The 17,290-nt window shown below is 63.1% G+C and carries 16 protein-coding genes; 5 read left to right on the forward strand and 11 right to left on the reverse strand.

Translation table 11 applies throughout. The features are described 5' to 3' along the window. Positions 1-24: 24 nt before the first annotated feature. From ACFWF1_RS07695 to ACFWF1_RS07710, 4 genes are read right to left on the reverse strand one after another with little or no spacing between them, the layout of a single operon-like run. On the reverse strand, positions 25-2,013 hold the full coding sequence (locus tag ACFWF1_RS07695; protein WP_379290788.1) for a hypothetical protein: 1,989 nt from the start codon (positions 2,011-2,013) through the stop codon (positions 25-27). Continuing rightward, a complete protein-coding gene (locus ACFWF1_RS07700) occupies positions 2,010-3,068 on the reverse strand; it encodes a hypothetical protein (RefSeq protein WP_379290786.1) in 1,059 nt (352 codons plus the stop codon). The genes ACFWF1_RS07695 and ACFWF1_RS07700 overlap by 4 nt, the downstream gene beginning before the upstream one ends. Then, complete coding sequence (locus ACFWF1_RS07705) at positions 3,065-3,463, reverse strand: RRQRL motif-containing zinc-binding protein (protein ID WP_379290784.1); 399 nt, start codon at positions 3,461-3,463, stop codon at positions 3,065-3,067. Before ACFWF1_RS07705 ends, ACFWF1_RS07700 begins: the two co-directional genes overlap by 4 nt. Continuing rightward, positions 3,460-3,792 (reverse strand): hypothetical protein, encoded by a 333-nt coding sequence (locus tag ACFWF1_RS07710; protein WP_379290782.1) that lies wholly within the window; start codon positions 3,790-3,792, stop codon positions 3,460-3,462. The genes ACFWF1_RS07705 and ACFWF1_RS07710 overlap by 4 nt, the downstream gene beginning before the upstream one ends. Before the next feature lie 988 nt (positions 3,793-4,780). On the opposite strand from ACFWF1_RS07710, the gene ACFWF1_RS07715 reads away from it, so the two are divergent. The 5 genes from ACFWF1_RS07715 to ACFWF1_RS07735 all read left to right on the forward strand — a co-directional run bounded on the left by ACFWF1_RS07715 (position 4,781) and on the right by ACFWF1_RS07735 (position 10,516). After that, on the forward strand, positions 4,781-5,575 hold the full coding sequence (locus ACFWF1_RS07715) for a GntR family transcriptional regulator (protein WP_379290780.1): 795 nt from the start codon (positions 4,781-4,783) through the stop codon (positions 5,573-5,575). A 1-nt stretch (position 5,576) separates the two neighbouring features. Beyond that, positions 5,577-6,386 carry a glycosyltransferase gene (locus ACFWF1_RS07720; protein ID WP_379290778.1) on the forward strand — a complete coding sequence of 270 codons (810 nt, stop codon included), beginning with the start codon at positions 5,577-5,579 and terminating at the stop codon, positions 6,384-6,386. 56 nt (positions 6,387-6,442) lie between these two features. Continuing rightward, positions 6,443-6,763 carry a hypothetical protein gene (locus ACFWF1_RS07725; protein ID WP_379290776.1) on the forward strand — a complete coding sequence of 107 codons (321 nt, stop codon included), beginning with the start codon at positions 6,443-6,445 and terminating at the stop codon, positions 6,761-6,763. A 1,537-nt stretch (positions 6,764-8,300) separates the two neighbouring features. Beyond that, positions 8,301-9,665 (forward strand): AAA family ATPase, encoded by a 1,365-nt coding sequence (locus tag ACFWF1_RS07730; RefSeq protein WP_379290774.1) that lies wholly within the window; start codon positions 8,301-8,303, stop codon positions 9,663-9,665. Beyond that, positions 9,662-10,516, forward strand: coding sequence for a hypothetical protein (locus tag ACFWF1_RS07735; RefSeq protein WP_379290772.1), 855 nt, complete (start codon positions 9,662-9,664; stop codon positions 10,514-10,516). The genes ACFWF1_RS07730 and ACFWF1_RS07735 overlap by 4 nt, the downstream gene beginning before the upstream one ends. 472 nt (positions 10,517-10,988) lie before the next feature. On the opposite strand, the gene ACFWF1_RS07740 is transcribed toward ACFWF1_RS07735, so the two are convergent. The 7 genes from ACFWF1_RS07740 to ACFWF1_RS07770 form a co-directional block, all read right to left on the reverse strand. Beyond that, positions 10,989-12,086: a glycosyltransferase gene (locus tag ACFWF1_RS07740; protein ID WP_379290770.1), complete on the reverse strand. Its 1,098-nt coding sequence runs from the start codon at positions 12,084-12,086 to the stop codon at positions 10,989-10,991. A gap of 29 nt (positions 12,087-12,115) precedes the next feature. Continuing rightward, positions 12,116-13,096, reverse strand: coding sequence for an alpha/beta hydrolase (locus tag ACFWF1_RS07745; RefSeq protein ID WP_379290768.1), 981 nt, complete (start codon positions 13,094-13,096; stop codon positions 12,116-12,118). Beyond that, the gene (locus ACFWF1_RS07750) at positions 13,093-13,959 is read right to left on the reverse strand and encodes a PIG-L deacetylase family protein (protein WP_379290766.1); all 867 of its coding nucleotides are present in this window, start codon (positions 13,957-13,959) and stop codon (positions 13,093-13,095) included. The genes ACFWF1_RS07745 and ACFWF1_RS07750 overlap by 4 nt, the downstream gene beginning before the upstream one ends. Before the next feature lie 155 nt (positions 13,960-14,114). After that, positions 14,115-14,630 carry a DUF2231 domain-containing protein gene (locus ACFWF1_RS07755; protein ID WP_379290765.1) on the reverse strand — a complete coding sequence of 172 codons (516 nt, stop codon included), beginning with the start codon at positions 14,628-14,630 and terminating at the stop codon, positions 14,115-14,117. Between the two features lie 45 nt (positions 14,631-14,675). Beyond that, a complete protein-coding gene (locus ACFWF1_RS07760) occupies positions 14,676-15,941 on the reverse strand; it encodes a sensor histidine kinase (RefSeq protein ID WP_379290763.1) in 1,266 nt (421 codons plus the stop codon). Continuing rightward, positions 15,938-16,618, reverse strand: coding sequence for a response regulator transcription factor (locus tag ACFWF1_RS07765; RefSeq protein ID WP_379290761.1), 681 nt, complete (start codon positions 16,616-16,618; stop codon positions 15,938-15,940). The genes ACFWF1_RS07760 and ACFWF1_RS07765 overlap by 4 nt, the downstream gene beginning before the upstream one ends. Before the next feature lie 125 nt (positions 16,619-16,743). Beyond that, positions 16,744-17,280 (reverse strand): sigma-70 family RNA polymerase sigma factor, encoded by a 537-nt coding sequence (locus ACFWF1_RS07770; protein WP_379290863.1) that lies wholly within the window; start codon positions 17,278-17,280, stop codon positions 16,744-16,746. Between the last annotated feature and the right edge of the window lie 10 nt (positions 17,281-17,290).

Raw genomic sequence — 17,290 nt, forward strand, 5'->3', positions numbered from 1 at the left:
GCGAATCAGGAAGAAGCGAAGTGGTCAGGCGGCGACGTCGGCGCCTGAGGTTGATGCGGTCGCCGCGGCAGCTGCGGCGGTTCCGGGCAGCGGGGATAGTTCACTGGGGTCGACGGGGACGACGTGGCCCCACTGGGCGCGTCCGGCTTTGGCGTAGACGACCTGGCCGGTCTCGAAGCGGCGGACCCGGTCGGGGTCGACCAGCCACATCTCACCGACACTGACTTGGCCTTCATCGCCGTGACGCTGGCCTTTGATCAGGTGCCGGGACGGCAGCATCCGGCGAATGGATCCGAAGTGCTTGCACAGGTCTCCGGCGTTCTCGCAGTAGCCGATGACCACCCCGCCCGCGCAGGCTTTCAGCAGCCGGTTCAGCGACCACTGATCCGCGGTCACGCCCTCGGGAGACTGCGAGGACAGCACCATCGCCACGCCCTGGGAGCGGCCGCGTTCGAGGACTTCCTCCAGCCCGATCGAACCTTGCTTGGTTGTCAACGCGCTGGCTTCGTCCAGCACGACAGTGACCGAGCGGCGCTGGTCTTTGGCGGTGCGTCCGGCGCGCTGCATGATCAGTCGCAGGATCGCCGCGACCTGAGCACGGGCGGCGTCCTTGTCCAAGCCCGGCACGGTCACGAACAACACGTCGAGGTCGTTGATGTCTTTGCCGCCGTCGAACACGACGGTTCCGTTGTGGTCCTGAAGCAGGTCGAACAGGTTGGTGCACTTGATCAATGCGTCATCGAGCTGGGGAGTCTTCTCGGCCTGCGCTGCCTCGATCATGCGTTTCACGTCCGGGGCGTTGCCCCAGATGTCGAGCAGCTTCTCCTGGTTGAGTCGCTCCAGGAACTCCGTCGAGTTGCGCGGCGGGCCGACTGGAGCGTCCACCACCAGTGACACGATCCGGCGGCGGATCTCATCGAAATGCTGGCCTTCTGAGGTGCTGGCTTCGCCCGCGTTGAGCAGATCACCGACGATCGCGCGCAGGTCGCGGGCGGGCATTCCCGTCCAGATGTCGAGCCGGTCGGCCAGCGGCATCATTGCGATCCGGTCCGGGTGGATGCCCATCGTGATTGCGTTGGCCCGCAACTCGATTCCGAGGTCTTTGTCGTCCTCGCCGCCCTTACAAGAGATCACCGCCAGCAGCGGGCGCGGATGCTTCTTGCGGATCCCTGGGACGTCTTTCCACTGCTGCCAGGCGCGCCATTCGTAGTCGAACGTCGCTAGCGCGTAGCGCTTCATCAGCTCGGTCTTGCCCGCACCGGTCGTGGCGAAGATCCCAAAGTGACGGCGGGCTTCCTTGTGCGGGATCGCCAGCCACGACTGATGCCGCGCGGTCAGCTCCGACCACACCCCCAACGGATTCGACGTCGTGCGATCGGCCAGCGGGCCAAGCACGATCGAATCACCAGCGCTGTAGGGAGCACCGAGCTTCGCCGCCCGAGCCGCGGCCGTGAACTTGCGAGAGGCGATCGCATGCTGAACCAGCTCGGTGCGGCCCAGGGACTTCAGGCCGACGCTGTGGGTCTTGTGCAGGAACTTTGCCCACCAGTAGGAGGCGATCAGCGCCGCGAACGGCACACCGAGGGCGAGCATCATCCGCAGTCCGGCCCAATCGCCGTCGCTGACGCGGGCGGCGCCGGCCACGAACAGCACCGCGGGTACCGACCAAGAACCGCCGGCCAATGCGGAGGTCGCAGGCAGCAGCAGTGAGGCGATCGCGAAGTTCCGCAACCGATGTGGCGCCAACGGCCACCGCGCCGCGACGGCCACGATCATGACCAGCATCGCGACGACCACCACCCCGCACACCGTCGCCGTGGTCGCCACGTGTGCGACGGCGGACATGTCGGGCAGCTGCAATCCGTCGAGGTGTTTGATCGGCGGCGCGTCCGGGCGAATGAGCCCGGTGTGCGACGGCTCCGGCGCTGTAGTCGGTGTCGGGCTGGTGGTGTGGGTGCCGAGCGGGTCGCAGTCGGCTGGGGTGAGAATGGGTTGGCAATTCTGGTTGCTCATGACGCCCTGCCTGTGATGTGAAGTCCGTTGCCGCCAAGGCGTTTCCCCGCCTTGGTCTTGTTGCGGCGCGCGAGGTAGCTGGTCCACTCGTCGTCGAAATCGCCGATCGCGAACAACAGCGACAACTCCGCCAGCTCACGCGGCAGCCGGTCATAGGCCGCGTTGACGTTGTCGGCCACCGAGGCCGACCGGCACAGATACAGCAGCCCGACCACCGATTCCGGGTTCGCGTCACGCGCGGCACGCAATGCGCCCTGCAATGCGGTGTCCATGTGCGCGCCGTGTTTGACGCTGAGTTCTACCTCCAACGCCCACCAACCGCGCTGACCCTCGACCTCGCCTAGGAACCGGCCATCGTGGATGTGCGGGCGTCCCGCTCGGGGGACGCGTCCGGTGCTGAAATCGGTCAGCCCGGAACGGGATTCGGTGGTTTCGTCCTTGGCGCGCTGCCACAACCGGCGCTCGGAGATCCAGCGTTCCGGGGCGGTGCCGACGAGCATGATCCGGGCTTGACCAACCGCGCGATAGTGCTCGGCATACATCAGTGGCGGATGCCAATCCCTGGGCCGCCACCCCAGATAGCGCGCTGCGGTCACTCGCGTCGGCACCACCCACTTCTCGCCGGGCTGCACCTGCTCCAACTCACCGATGCGCTTGTCGTCGAACAGCGCCTTGACCAGGCTGTAGGTGTGGTTCTTCTCCATTCCCAGAAACCACGCCAACACATCGACCTGCATGCCATGCATCTCCGACAGCGCGGCCAGTGCCGCGGTCTTGCGCGCCGTCGACATCGACGAGCGCTGCGAGCGCAGTAAGTCCTGCACCGTGGTCCGCGGCAGACCGACGCGGCGGCTGATCTCGACCTGGCTGAATCCGCTCTCATGCAAGGCGGCAATCTCACCGAGTCCGGCCTCGACCTTGCGCGCCGATATGCCCAACAACCGGGCGATGTCGCGATAACCGATACCGCAGCTGCGCAGCCCGTCGATGAGCTGGTCGCGGTATTCGAACTCAAGATCCGCGTATCGACTCGCCGCTCTCTTGTTCTGGTTCATCGGGTTCGCTTCCTTTCCTGCCCTCGCGTGGTGGTCCGGCGGCGGGCGGCGAGATCGGTGCGGGCTTGCTCGATCACCTCGCGCATGTCACTGGCATCGATCCCCCGGCGCTCACACGCGGCCACCGACCGCGTCCAACGCGCTAGCTGCAAAGCTGCCAACTGCGCCTCCGACGACTCGCGTTTCGGCACTGCCTTGTCCGCGTCGTAGAGGTACGCCACCATCGGCGGCTTCCCGCGTCGGCTTCGCGTCACCTGCGCTTGCGGTTCACGCTCGCTCGGGCGTTGATCCCGTTGCGCCAGCTGCTTTTTGGTCCGCAAATGCTGCGGCGCCATCCGCCACGGCCACGTCGGAATTCCGTGCTCACGGCCGTCCGGATCGAGAAACGGCCTCATCGCGACCGCTCGATTCCCGCATGAGTACTTCGTGCAGTACCGGGAGCGTTCCGATCCTGGTGAGGTTCGAAGACCTCGGCGAACCACCGATCATGGGTTGCCAACCACCGGCCATTTGCCGTGGCCTGTTCGGCCCATACAGTTCGGGCCGCCGCGTCCCAATGACGCAGCTTCTCTTGCTCGGCGCTGTCGTCGACGTAGCCTTTCGCGCTACGAACCTCGGTGGCCGCGTCCAACATGTCCGACAACACGCCATCGACCACACGCAGACGTTGCTTCTCCGCGTCCAGAGCTTCAAGCTCCCCGCGAATCTCGTCGGCCGCGCTCATCGAGGCACTCCCGCAACCTGAGAAGCAGGAACACACGACCCCGGGCGCTCAGCTGGCACACCGGAGTTCACGGAGCGGCAGATGTTTGGCGATGGCGTGTAGTGCTGGTAGTCGACCCAGGCCGCACTGCAACCGGCCATCGCGATCAGAAGCAGCGCCGCCAGCGCACCGAGCCGAACCATCGGCGGCAACACACCCAGCGGCGCATACACCGACGCGACGCCCGTGAACTCCGGCCCAGCCATCGAATGCAACGGGCTGTGACCACCGCGGCGATCGAAGTGCGTAACTGTGTAGCCCTGCAGCATCGGGCCCTGCGTCCACGGCGCGGTCACCGGGACCGCCGCCGATCAAGAACCCCGCGCCGATCAAGCACCTTCCGGGTGCCTTCGAGTCGCAGCTCGTCGACATACACCCAATGAGGGGTACCGACTCCGCACCACTGAACTGGCACCATCCCGGCGTCCGGCGGACGGATAGTGGGCGATTGGGCGGCGCGATCGTCTCGGTCTGCTAGGTCCAAACCATCGCGAGATAGAGCCGGAACGAGCCAGACCGATACCCGCCCCCAACGTTCGGGATCGCGGAGCACGTGCACAAACGCGCCGGGATTAGTGACCGACCTACGTGACTTCGGATCCGTGGAGTTCAGCTTCAGCACTGCAATCACCACCGCGACCGAGGTCGGCGAAGCGATCGCCACAGACCGAATGCTCCGAGCAGCATCACGGTGAAGCCAACGACTACGGGCGCTGTGATCACAAGGAAGCCGATCGAAACAGCCGCTACTGCCAGGCAAAACGTCCGAGCGCGCATCACGCACCTCTGCCCGGTCGGTGGCCATCGGTCGACAGCGGATCGACCGGTTCTAGTGTCATCATGTTCTCTATAGGACTCATGCTTTGAGCGTGAGTGACGAGTCCATAGGTTGTCAAGACCTCATGAGGACATAAGATGAACATGTCACCGCAACGAGGAAGGGAATCCAGTGCCCGCAAAGTACGAGCTAATTGCCAACGAGATCAGGCGACGGATCACGACAGGTCAGCTGCAGGCGGGCGACCGGGTGCCTGGGGAGATGGTTCTGACCGAAGAGTTCAGTGTCAGCGTGCCAACCGTCCGACAGGCGCTGGCAGTCCTGCGTCACGAGGGACTTATCGAGGCCAAGCACGGTGTCGGGACCTACGTTCGTACGCCGCGCATCAAAATCCGCCGAACGGATGAGCGGTATCAATGGGAGAAGAACCGCGTGCAAGAGCCGGAGTCGGTCCGTCGCTCGACGGGCGCGACCGAGCATGACACCGGCCTTACGATGCCGGATCTCGCCTTCAGTGCCACCTACAGCACAGTCGAGGCAACTGACGATCTGGCTGACGCTTTCGCGGTACCCGTGGGTACGAAACTCTTGCAGCGCGACTACCGCACCCAATACCGCAGCGAAGGTTGGCCGTTCGGGCTCATTCGCTCATATCTCGTCTACGAAGTCGTCGAGGCGAATCCGGACCTCCTGGACGACACGAACGAGCCGTGGCCTGGCGGCACGCAGCATCAACTGTCAACGATCGGGATCGAGCTGGCATGCATCAGGGAAGAGGTTCAGGCGCGAACACCTACCGCTGATGAGTCGGAAGCACTTGGGCTTCCGTCGATCGGTGTGGCAGTCTTCGAGTTACGAAAGTTCTCGATCGACACGACTGGTCGCGTCGTCGAGGTGTCCGACGTCGTTCTCCCCGGCGATCGGACAGAGTTGGTGTACACGACGAAACTGAGCCGATGGAGCTGATGTGGATCGACTGATCTCAGTCATAACACCGCTTCACAATCCGGATCCGGAGCATCTCAAGGCTGCCTGCGACTCCGTCACCACGCAGGACTTGCCCGCTGGATGGTCTCTTGAATGGGTAATTCAGGAGGACGGCGACAGCGGCATTGCCGAAGAAATTCTCCAAGGTGCCGACGACCGGATCGTGTTCCGGACCGGCCGCAAGGGCGGCGTCGCGCTGACCCGGAACCTCGCGCTCGCCAACTCCCGCGGCGAGCTGGTCAAGAACCTGGACGCTGACGACATTCTGACTCCTGGCGTCCTGGTTCGGGACATCACGAATCTGCTCCGGCCCGAGAACAGCGACGTTGGTTGGACCACTTGCCGACTACTTGACTTGTTGCCCGACGGAACGACGGTGGGATTCGACAACGATCCGCCTCATGGGAAGCTCGCACCCGGCGCGGTTCTCGATCATTGGCGGACACATAACTTCCGGCTACCGGTTCACCCAACAACCATCTGCATCCGCCGGCCGTTGGTGACGGCGCTCGGCGGATGGATGGGTGTTCCGGGTTCCGACGACACAGGCGTACTGATAGGCGCCAGCATCGTGTCGGCCGGATTCTTCGATGCCGAAGTCGGGCTGCTGTACCGGAAGTGGCCAGGACAGGTCACTGCACAGACCGATCACAATCACCCTGACGAGTGGCACGCACGAATGAGCCTCATCGACGAGCGAGCGAACGCCCTACTGCAACTTCGCTCGAGCTTTCCACTGCGTTTCGGACCTGACCAGGACTTCGTGTCTCCCGAAACGTGCTCCCGCTAATCCGGATGCTCGGTTTCTCGCGGAGGGCCTGGCGGGAGTAGCAAATCTCGTTCAGGGTGGCCCGCTCCGGTTACGGCGCCCTGAACTCCGAGGTCCTTTCGGGCCGCGTCATGAAAGTCGTTGATTGCCCGGAACACGGCACGACTCCGAGCGAGGTAATCCTGCTGCCCGCCTGCGACGTGACCCTCGGCAAGCCAGACAAGGTGGCCTGCAACGGCGTTCAAGTCATGTGCAGCCTCGACGACGTCGTCGCCAGCGAGCAACATCACACGCTCGAACGCGCGATCGCGTGTCCTGATCGCCTGCGCCAATTCTGCGCGGAGCCCGTCCTCAGTCTCACTGACCAGGCTGCGCCCTTCTACACGGTGTCCATATAGCCGTGAGGCAGCGAAGATCATCGTCCGAACCTTGTCAACGTAACCCTCGTACGCCTCGAGCTTCTTCCCATCCCATCGAGTGAGCAGCTCGTGCCGATTCCGCTGCCTCGACATCATGTAGGTAGTCAAATGCGACATCAGCGCACCCAACAGCACGGCGGCGATTGTGACGACCTGATCTACCAAGTTCGACTCCCCCAGACGCCGCCCACCGGACGGCACAGCGGCGACTGATCCAACGGCGCGTCTGTCCAGTCGCAAACCCACAGTGCTGCAAGACGATTAAGTGGAAAGGTTACGTCCTCGAACGATGGACCGCAGCCGTTCCCCTCCGACCGCGCCCGTCAACTGACTGTCGCGACGAGACGCTCGCGGCTCGCGTCCTGCAGCGCACAGACCTGTCTGGACCGCACATGGTTCAAGTTCAACACGAGTCGAACGAGCAATCGCTACAGACCAGTGCGACCTCGCCATCGCCGCCGTCGCGGACGTCTGGCAGGCCGATTGTTTGCTCCAGATCTTCGTCCCGTTCGATCGTCTCCACCCGCCCACATTCGGCACACCTCCACTGCTGACCGACTTCGTAACTGAACCCGCGCCTGTGCATGCGTCGACTACTACCGGAACATGCCCGCCTATGGGTGACGCGGCACTGATCGTTGTGGTTCCTTTGCGTACCGCGACTGCGCTACACGGCCCACCGACCGTGAGCTTGCGCGCTCGAAACTGCCACTACTGCACCTGAAACGAACTCCCGCACTGAGCGCGCCCTGTCGCGCGAACACGTCACCGTAGGTGACGCAGTCCTAGACGCAACTGACCCGCCTGACGCACCCGGCTCCCAACTCTCCCTTTGTGGTCTCTCTTTGTGGTCCTTCCTTCCTGATCTTCCTTCCTCTTGATCTTTTGTTTGGTGTTGTCTCTTCTTCTGCCCGGTCCCCACTCTCTATGAACAGCGAAGCCATAGAGAGTGGGGACCGGGCAGAAGAAGAGGCGGCGCCAAACACCGCAGGTAGAACCATATTTTCAGTAAAGAGTGCCGGGACTATGCCGGGACTCGCCAAGTCCCGGCACAGTCCCGTCCGACTCCCGGCATAGTCCCGGCACTGTCCCGGCAGCGGCGAGGGTTCTACCCTCTCCGGACCCTCCGTAGAGGAGTTCATCGGAGCGCCGCCGTTGGGCCTTCCGCGATAACCGGCACGGGGCGCGTTAGGCATCTAAGCCCCTCCGGACCTTGAACAAGCGACCAATACCCGAACGACGGACACAATCTGACTGCAGCGCGGCTCGATGTCACACGTAACACACCCGGCGGGTGGTAGATATTCCAGTTGTGGAAGGGAAAATTCACGCGCCGCTACCCAGGACGACCGCGAGTACTCACACCAAAGACCTGCCCCAAACCGTCGCCTAGAGACATTGAACTAGACGGTCGGTTCAGTGAGGCGAGCTCCGCGGGATGTTGCTACTCAACTCTCCATGCTCCTACAGCAAACCCGTAACGGGCGTTTCTAAAACCTAGAAAGGTGACGCACTCTTGGTCGACATTACTGGCATCGCGGTGACGCGGCTACTCGACGACTACGACCATTCCGTAGAATTTCCGGAGCACTCACCATTCATCTTGCTCTACGGCCCAAACGGCGTCGGGAAGACCAAGCTGCTTGAACTAATTTACAACCTCTGTACGCGAAACTTTCAAGCGCTTTCTGAAATCCCGTTTCGCGAGCTCAAGCTGGATTACAGTGATGGATCGATAATGAAGGTACTGCGATCGCCTGCTTTCCCGGAAGAAGACGATCCCGAGCGTGAAACTATACTACTTGAATTAACGCTATATAAAAGTGGGCGAAAAAAGAGCTCTGCATCACTTAGCTTTGAAGAACCCTCCGGCACGGGGGCAGCAGCCCTCAAGAGGATGCTTGAGCGGGAAACTACCTGGCGACAGATAGGCCCCATTACATGGCGCGATGATTCAGATGGCGAGATTGCAGAGTGGGAAGACTTGCAGCGGCGTTTCGGTCTGCCAGAACACCGGAAGTCCTCACCGAAGTACTATGAACTGCCAGCGCCCATTAGGGATTTGCTAAGACATTCACCGGCACACCTCATTGCAACGCAGCGTCTACTCATCGAGGAGGCACCAACCATTCTGCGCGGCAGCCGACGACAACGTGGCCGATCGACAATCGCCGAGTTTGCCGAGGATATCAAAGCCAAGCTCAGCCGAGCGCTCGCCGAGAATTCGCGAACAACTCAGCAGCTCGATCGGTCATTCCCTAGCCGTATCTTGTCGACTCCGCAAACGCCAATAACCGAAGATGAGGTGCGCACACACTACGAACAACAGAACGCCCGTAGGGCCACGCTCGCAGAGATCGGATTAATTGGAAACGAAATCGATGTTTCTCTTCCAAACAAGGCGCTAACGTCTTGGGAGTTGAATGTACTTCACACCTATCTAGACGATACGGACCGCAAGCTCGACACCTTCTCCAGCCTGGTCGCGCGCGTAACCCTCTTCCTGGACATCATAAACACCAGATTCGTAAGGAAATCTGCACGAGTAAATATTGATGCAGGTATTGAAATCGTGAGGAGCTCAGACCTTAAAGTTATACCGGCGAGCTCACTCTCCTCGGGGGAGCAGCATGAATTTGTCTTGATGTACGACCTGATATTCAATGTACCCCGCGGTGCACTGGTCCTGATCGATGAGCCAGAGATATCGCTACATGTCGCGTGGCAGAAGAATTTTACGCGCGATATCGCGCGTATCGCAGACCTCGCATCATTGCGGTTTATTATTGCGACGCATTCCCCTCAAATTATCCACAAATCTTGGGACAAGACCGTTCAGCTCGGCCCGTCCGAACCCGACGAGGTGACAGTTAAAAGATGAGGGAAGCGCTCGACGGCGACACCGTATTTGCAGACATGATGATGATGCGCCAAGTTGATTCGCGCATTGTACTTCTCGTTGAAGGCGAGGAAGACACGGACGTAGTCGATCCTCATTTAAATGAAGACAACTGCCGCTCCGAGATCGGACACGGCAAGCATGCCGTGCTTCGCGCAGCAGAGCTCGTAACACAGAATAAGGTTAGCGGAGTACTCTTTGCAGTCGACAAAGATTTCGACGACCCTACCAAAATCAGGCTAACACATAGGCACATATCCGTATCTGAGTACTACGATCTCCATTCGGACATACTGATCAATTGTCACGAATCAATAAAGCGGTTGACTATCTGTCACACCAAGCGGGACAAATTTAAGATTCCCCCCTCTAGCGGTTCAATAACTACCACCATCATAGAAATAGCGGGCCCTCTCGGCATGCTACGATACTGGTCGGTGAAGAATCAAATCGGGCTCAACCTGGCGAAGTTTCCCTCACATTTGCTCGTAGAAGCCTCTGAACGTAATTCCCTATTTGACGAGACGGTCCACATCGCTTACTTGAGATCGACTGGTCTGACTGTCTCTGAGACAGATATGATAAATGCTTTAAAGCAGATGGCGTCCGCAAATTCAAATCTTGCGCCTTTTTGTCAAAGTCACGATATGATCGATATCTTTTCAGCACTGATCCGCCAGCGCTGGGGCGGAAGCGTCGGCAAGGACTACTTAGCAAACGCCCTGCGCGCGTCAGTTGCGTTCGACTGCTTCCAGAGGCTACAGATCTATAAGGACTTAGATGAGTGGGGCCAGGAGTACGGCACCGCAATATGGACAGCTTCTGCTGCCTGACCTCCCTGGCGCGGAAGCCGTAATACTCCCAAATAGGCAGATGAGCACCTGATGGCTTCGGGGCGGCCCACCCCTTGATGGACTGATGGCCGCCCAGCCTAAATGCGCCGTCCGGACCGTAGAAGTGTGGGGACCAGATGGGGACCACACGCTCCGCGTGCCAACGAACATTACGAGGTCACGCAGGTCCCGGGCGCGATGCGAACTGTGCGTGACGTGCGCAAATGCCTGGTTTTCAGTCCTGGGGGTCAGGTGGTCGCAGGTTCAAATCCTGTCAGCCCGACCAAGAAGATCCCCTCCGACCTGTGGTTGGAGGGGATCTTCTCGTTTGACGATCCGGAGTTGGGACCATTTGGGGACCGTTCGCTGTCCATGGCCGCCCTTCGTATACGCGGATCAGACCTGGTTCGATCGTGCCGTAACGACCGCCTGCGTTCACCATGAATGTCGCCAGCTCGGGCGGCCGGCATCATCAGCGTCCGACGAGACCTGGCAGCCGGGCAGCGATGGTAGCGGGGGCGGGCATCGCGGCGATTTCGGCGGCGATGCGGGTTGCGTTGGCGGCGAGGGTCGGGTCGGTGACGAGGGTGGTGAGGTGCTGGTGGGTGAGGCGCTTGGCGGGGATCGAGAGGCCGGTGCGGCTCGTGGCAAGCAGGGTCGCGTTCCATGCGCGGTCGCCGGGTGCGGGAGTCGCGATCTGCGGAATGCCTGCGGCCAGGGCAGCGTAGATGGAGCCTGCGCCACCGTGATTGAGCATGCCGGCACAGTATGGGAGGACCTCGCTCAGGACTGTCCAGCCGACGGTGCGTACGTTGTCGGGCAGACTGCGGGCGTGTTCGAGGGGGCGGTTGGGCCGGACGATCACGAATTCGGCATCGACGTACGGTGCGGCGCGGATCAGCGACGTCAGCATGGTGTCGGGCCCGTCACCCAGCATGGTGCTGCGGGTGACGAGGATGCGCGGACGAGCCGGTACGGTGCGTAACCAGTCTGCGGGATCCGGCGCGGGCAAGGAGTACGGCACGTAACGCATCGGCCATCCTGGGACCGTCACCAGGCTCGGCGGCGCGACGGACAGCACTGCGGCGCACGCAGGTACGTCAGCGCTCAACATTGTCAAAGTTTCGCGCAGGATGTCCTCGCCGCGGTCGAGCGCGATGTTGTGCAGCACCGTCGGTGCGCCGACGGCAACAGCGGCGATGGCACCCGAGGCAGCGAAGGGTTCGTGGATCACCAGGTCCGGCCGGAAGCGGCGGGCGAGCGCGATCAACGCCGCACTCATCGGCCGGTTGATGCGCGCGAACAGCCGAGCGCCTGCGCGAGCGTCGGCCATGCCCGACAACGATTGCAATGCCGCTTGCGGATGCGCAAGGTAGGCACGCATTGACGAGCGAGCCAAATTCACCACGGGCGCCACCGATTCGACGGCGAGTTCTGTGCGCAGCGCGGTGGCAGCGGCGCCGCCGGTGGCCAGCAGCACATCGTTGCCGGTCGATTGCAGATGCAGGGCCAGCGGCATCATCGGGAACGCATGACCGATCAGCGGGGTGGCGACGAACAATACACGCACACTTACCCTTTCGTCCGATGCCGGCTCGGCTAGCGAGGCGGCGCCAGCGCGCCCCATATGGTCGGCCAGCTGGCGACGAGCTGGTCTACCCAGTACGGCCAACTGTGTGTTCCCTGTGGGGTGTAGTTGTAAGTGGCCGCGATTCCGGCCTCTTGCAGGCGGGCTTGCAACGCTAGCGTGCACTGCGCGGTCACTGCTTCGAGAAGTCCGCCATTGATAGCGACGTCCGGCAGATTCGGGGTATCGGGGGTTTCGTGTGGACCGGACAGGCCCGAGCCTGCCGACAGGTACACCGCCTTGCCACGGAGTTCGGGCGCATGGGCAACGACGTCGTGTGCTGCCCAGTCCGCGTCGTCGGGTGGTCCCCACATCTCGTCGGCGTCGCCGCGCTTGGATTCGACGATATACCGCGTCGCGGTCTGACCGAGCTGGTCGCTGGTTGCGTAGCAGCCGCTGAAGGCGGCCACCGCGCGGTACAGCGGACCGGAGCGCTCGGTCAACGCGAGTGCGGCGTGCGCGCCCATCGACGGCCCGAGGATCGCGTTGACACCATTACCGCCGAAGGCACTGTCCAACAGTGGCGGTAATTCTCGGGTGAGCAGCGTTTCCCATTTCTGCCGTCCATGAACCGGGTCGTCGTTGTGCCAGTCGGTGTAGAAGCTGCCCGCACCGCCTACGGGCAGGACAACGGTGACGTCTTTGTCGGCGAAGAAATCGACAGCACCGCCCTGCGCGGTCCAGTCGTTCTCGTCTGGCCTGAGGTTGTCGCCGCCTTCTAGCAGGTAAACCATGGGAGCTACCGCCGCCCGATCCGGCGGTAGCAGCATATCCACCTGTACTTCACGACCCATCGCAGGCGAATCGACATACACCTGGAGCCACCGGTCGGTGACCGCATGAACCCGCTCGATCCGCGCCTCGACGGTCTCGGAATGGCCGAACGCGGTCGGCGCGACGACAGCTGCCGCGCTGAGCACGACCGCGAGTAGCAGGCGTATCCAGCCGGTCACGGGGTGCGCTGCCCGGAAGTCGAATACCGACGCCAGATCAGTTCGCCACCGCGTCGCTCGTGGCTGCGTCGAATCATCGAAACAAGGGCACCTTCCCCGCCGAGCACCGCGGTCTGCGACCGATATTGACGGACCGCGTCGATCTTCATGTCCTCGGCGTCCTTGGTCAGCGCGACAGCGACGGCACTCCACCGCGCCACGCCGGCCCGGCCCGCCCGCTCAACGAGTTGGTTCGCCGAGGGCCCGCGTACCAGCAGCGACATGGCTTCGAGTTTGATTCCACTGCCGGGCCGGGCCCAGCCGGGCGCCGCACGCAAGCCGAAGCGAGCGGTGCGCGCGACGGGATGGCGCCGACGGCAGCATTCGGAGAGTGCGTTGAAATCCTCGTAGTACATAACGCGCTCGTCACCGTCGGCGACCGCGGCGGCCGCGCACATCGCGGCAGCAGCTACCGTGACGTGGTCGACATGATTGCCGATACCCAGCGGCGCGAAGACCAAAACATCTGGGCGAGTGAGCAATTCGGCGATCACCGCCTCGATCTCGGCAATGTGCCGCAGATCTTCGAGCCGGCCGGGAGAACGAAACAGCGGCAGCGGACCCGACGGCGGCGGTTCCCGGAACAGGCGCTCCCGGAAGCCGAGCCGTCGCCCAGGTATCGCCCAGACCATCAACGCACGATCATCCTCGGCCTGGCGTACGACGTAATCCGCGAACGCGCGACGACGTCTCCCCTCGACCGATACCGGCGGGCCGTCGGTGAACACGGTCACCACCTCGACCGGCAGCCCAGCGCGAACGGCTTGAGCGATCAGACCACCCACAGCCAGGGCCGCATCATCGAAGTGTGGAGACAAAACCACCAAGGCTCCGACGCGGCAGCATATTTCCGACAGGGCCACCTGCAACGGGCGGCTGTTTCCGGGCATGCGCACTCTCCCGCTGCCGATTCTGAGCACTTCGCTATCTATTGCTACGAAGAATCGGACCATCTGGTTCGAAGCGGCCGGGCCAATCGTTACGGTGACGGATCAGGGGTGACCCGGTCATGCCAGACGGCTTTCGCGCCGCTGTCGCCGATTCGGTAGACCTCGACGACCGATCCTACCGATATCACTAACGCCACAATCGCGATTGCCACGACGACGACCCTGCTCGAAACGCTCGCCTTCGGCCGGTCGGCAGGCGATTTCCATCGGCGGCTGAACCATTCGGTGTGGATCCCCCACCACACGGTGGACAGCAGGAACACCCCGACCGACCAGTACAGCATCTGGTCTCCGAGGTGAGCGTGGATACGGATCAAGGGGTCGCGGCCGGAGTTGCGTTCGAGCCACTCACCGGCGTTCGTGGTCAGTGGCACCGCAATGAGAGTGATAAGGGCCGCGAGCGGGGTGATGACGCCGAGGCGCCGCCGCGCGGCGGGCCAGAGAATCGACAGCACCAGTAACAGGGCGGTGAGCGGCACCATCACTACGACGATATGAACGAACAGGGCGTGGGCAGGCAGCCCGTTGATCGTGGTCGGCCCCAAGACGATTCAGCTCCTTGGTGATGCTGTGCGATCGATCGGTCGAGGTCAGCCTATGGGCCGGTTCTTGGAAAATTCTGGGAATCCGCTCGCCGCATCGTCCGCGATCGGCAGATACACCGTGAAGGTCGCGCCGCCGCCCCGCGCACCGTCGACGGCGATATGCCCGTCATGGGCTTCGACGACCTCACGAACCAGGGCCAGCCCGATCCCGTGTGCCCGAACACCCGCGCTGTGCCCGTCACCGTGCGCGAACCGACGGAACAACTGCTCGGCGTTTCGAGGATCGAGCCCGGCACCGGTGTCGGCGACCGCGATACGCGCCAGGTCGTCGACTCGATCGACGCTCACAATGACAGTGCCCCCGGGCTTTTCGTGGTTCAACGCGTTGTCGACGAGCGCGAGGACCGCCCGCCGCAGCGAGGCGCGGACACCGTCGACCATCACCTCACCGGTCCGCCCGGGGCCGGCCTCGACCGTGATGCCACGGGAATCTGCCTGTGCGGCAACACTTTCTCGGACGTCTCGGCACAGCTGGACCAGGTCGACGCGCTCCCTGCGACCGGGCTCGTGCCGCGCGGACGCCGTCAGCAGGAGGTCGTCGACGACGTCGGTGAGGGCGCGGGTATCGGCGACAAGTCCGCGCAGCTGGTTGCCGAGCGTCTCGTCGAGATCGGTGCGACGGGCCAGCAACTGGGCGCGGGTGTGCAGCACCGTCAGCGGCGCACGCAGTTCGTGCGAGGCGTCGGCGACGAAACGTCGTTGCAGCGTGAGCGCGTCGGCCAACGGCCGGATCGTGCGGCGTGAAAGCGCCACTGCCACACTGGCAGCGGCGGCCAGGCCGGCGAGCTCGGCGGCCAGCAGTGCGAGCAGCAGCCGTTGCCTGCCCTCCTGCCAGGGTGTCAGGTCCAGTAGCACGGCGATGGTGCGATCCGATTCCGCTATTACCAGCGCCCGGTAGTCCACGCCGCCGGCCACGATGGTCCGATAGCCGGTCGGTCCGGTCACCGTGGCGGCCGTCGGCGCGGGGGCGCGCGCGCTGACAACGATGTCTCCGTTCCGCTGTGCGATGGCTATCGCCATTCCCGGCGGCGGGTCGTCCACATCGTCGACGGTTGCCGCTACTTGCGACAGCTGATCATTGATCTGACGATTTTGGATACGCGTATCCGCGATATAGAGCACGACACCGACCAGGATCAGCACCGCGGCGAGCGCGAGCGCGGACTGGGTCGCGGCGACCCGGGCGGTGCGTCGCAGTACGGCCAGTTCGGTCGGGATCACGGCCGGGCGGTCGCGACGGCGCAGCTTCACCTGCCGAGCCGATAGCCGAGGCCACGAACGGTATCGACGACTTCGCGACCGAGTTTGCGGCGCAAATAGTGCACATAGGTATCAACGGTGCCGACGGTGTCGGCCCGCTCGAAGACCAGCTCGAGCAACTGTGGCCGGGTGAACACCTGCCCCGGTGACCTGGACAGCACAGCGAGCAACGCGCACTCGCGTTCAGACAACGACACCTCATCACCGGTGCCGTGATGATCGATCACCGTACGGGTCGCCAGCACGAGCCGGCCCGCACCGACGGGAATCGCCGACGCGGCGGCGCGGTGCCGACGGTGCAGCGCCCGAACCCGCGCCAGCAGCTCCGGGATCTCGAACGGTTTGACCAGGTAATCCTCGGCTCCGGCGTCGAGACCCGCGACCCGGTCCGCCAGCGCCCCCCACGCGGTGAGGACCAGTATCGGCGTTGTCACCGACCGCTCGCGCAGCACCCGAACCAGCTCCAGCCCCTCCAGAACCGGTAGCCCCCGGTCGATGATCATCACCTCGAACTCACCGGTCAGTCCCTGATGTAGTCCGCTTTGCCCATCCAGGGCAGTCTCGACCCGGTACCCCTCCTCGACGAGGAGTGTCGAGACCATGACGGCGAGTTGCCGGTCGTCTTCGACCAGCAGCACCCGCGGTCCCGAGGTGTCGGTGGCGAACATGCTTCCAGCCTGCCACTCATTGCCTCGGAACTATCCGCTCACAGCTTTCGCGAGGCGAATTCACAACGCGTGCCAAGGCTGGCTCTGCCCACCGTGGGTCAGCGTTCGCCGAACGGGACCGGAGTTCACGCGTCGATCGTCACACCTTGTGCCGCGCAAGCGGTTCGGAGTGCGCGCATCGCGTAGTGCAGACGTGATTTGACGGTGCCGGGCGGGATGGCGAGTTCGCCGGCGATGAATTTTGTGCTCGCGCCTGCGTAATAGGCGTAGAGAACGATAGTTCGATGGTCTCGGCTGAGCGTTGCCAGCGCCCGCTGGACGACCACGGTAACGGCCAGGCTCGCACACGGATCAGCTATGCCACGGTCGGGCAGGCTGTCCGTGCCAACGACGAATTCGTGGTGCCGCCGACCGCACCGCAGTTCGTCATAGGCCAGGTTGCGCGTCACCGTGAATAGCCACGAGCGCAGCGTCCCCGCCGACTCACCGAGTACCTGCGGGTGCTGCCACAGCCTGACCAAAGCCTCCTGCGCTATGTCATCGGCGCGACCCGAATCGCCGACGAGGCGATGGGCGAAGCGCGACAACACCCGGCGATATTGCCTGTCGGCCTCGCCGAGGCGATCGGTCCTGCAGCGTTGCTCAGCGCAGCCGGGACTCACCTGATCCGCC

It is taken from the genome of Nocardia sp. NPDC060255 (genome assembly GCF_042727395.1).
In the GTDB taxonomy this organism is placed as follows: Bacteria; Actinomycetota; Actinomycetes; order Mycobacteriales; family Mycobacteriaceae; genus Nocardia.

What these genes read in the sequence shown, in the direction of transcription:
- ACFWF1_RS07695 (WP_379290788.1), bottom strand. Translation starts at nt 2,013, where the DNA reads ATGAGCAACCAGAATTGCCAACCCATTCTCACCCCAGCCGACTGCGAC.
- ACFWF1_RS07700 (WP_379290786.1), bottom strand. Translation starts at nt 3,068, where the DNA reads ATGAACCAGAACAAGAGAGCGGCGAGTCGATACGCGGATCTTGAGTTC.
- ACFWF1_RS07765 (WP_379290761.1), bottom strand. Translation starts at nt 16,618, where the DNA reads ATGTTCGCCACCGACACCTCGGGACCGCGGGTGCTGCTGGTCGAAGAC.
- ACFWF1_RS07705 (WP_379290784.1), bottom strand. Translation starts at nt 3,463, where the DNA reads ATGAGGCCGTTTCTCGATCCGGACGGCCGTGAGCACGGAATTCCGACG.
- ACFWF1_RS07710 (WP_379290782.1), bottom strand. Translation starts at nt 3,792, where the DNA reads ATGAGCGCGGCCGACGAGATTCGCGGGGAGCTTGAAGCTCTGGACGCG.
- ACFWF1_RS07735 (WP_379290772.1), top strand. Translation starts at nt 9,662, where the DNA reads ATGAGGGAAGCGCTCGACGGCGACACCGTATTTGCAGACATGATGATG.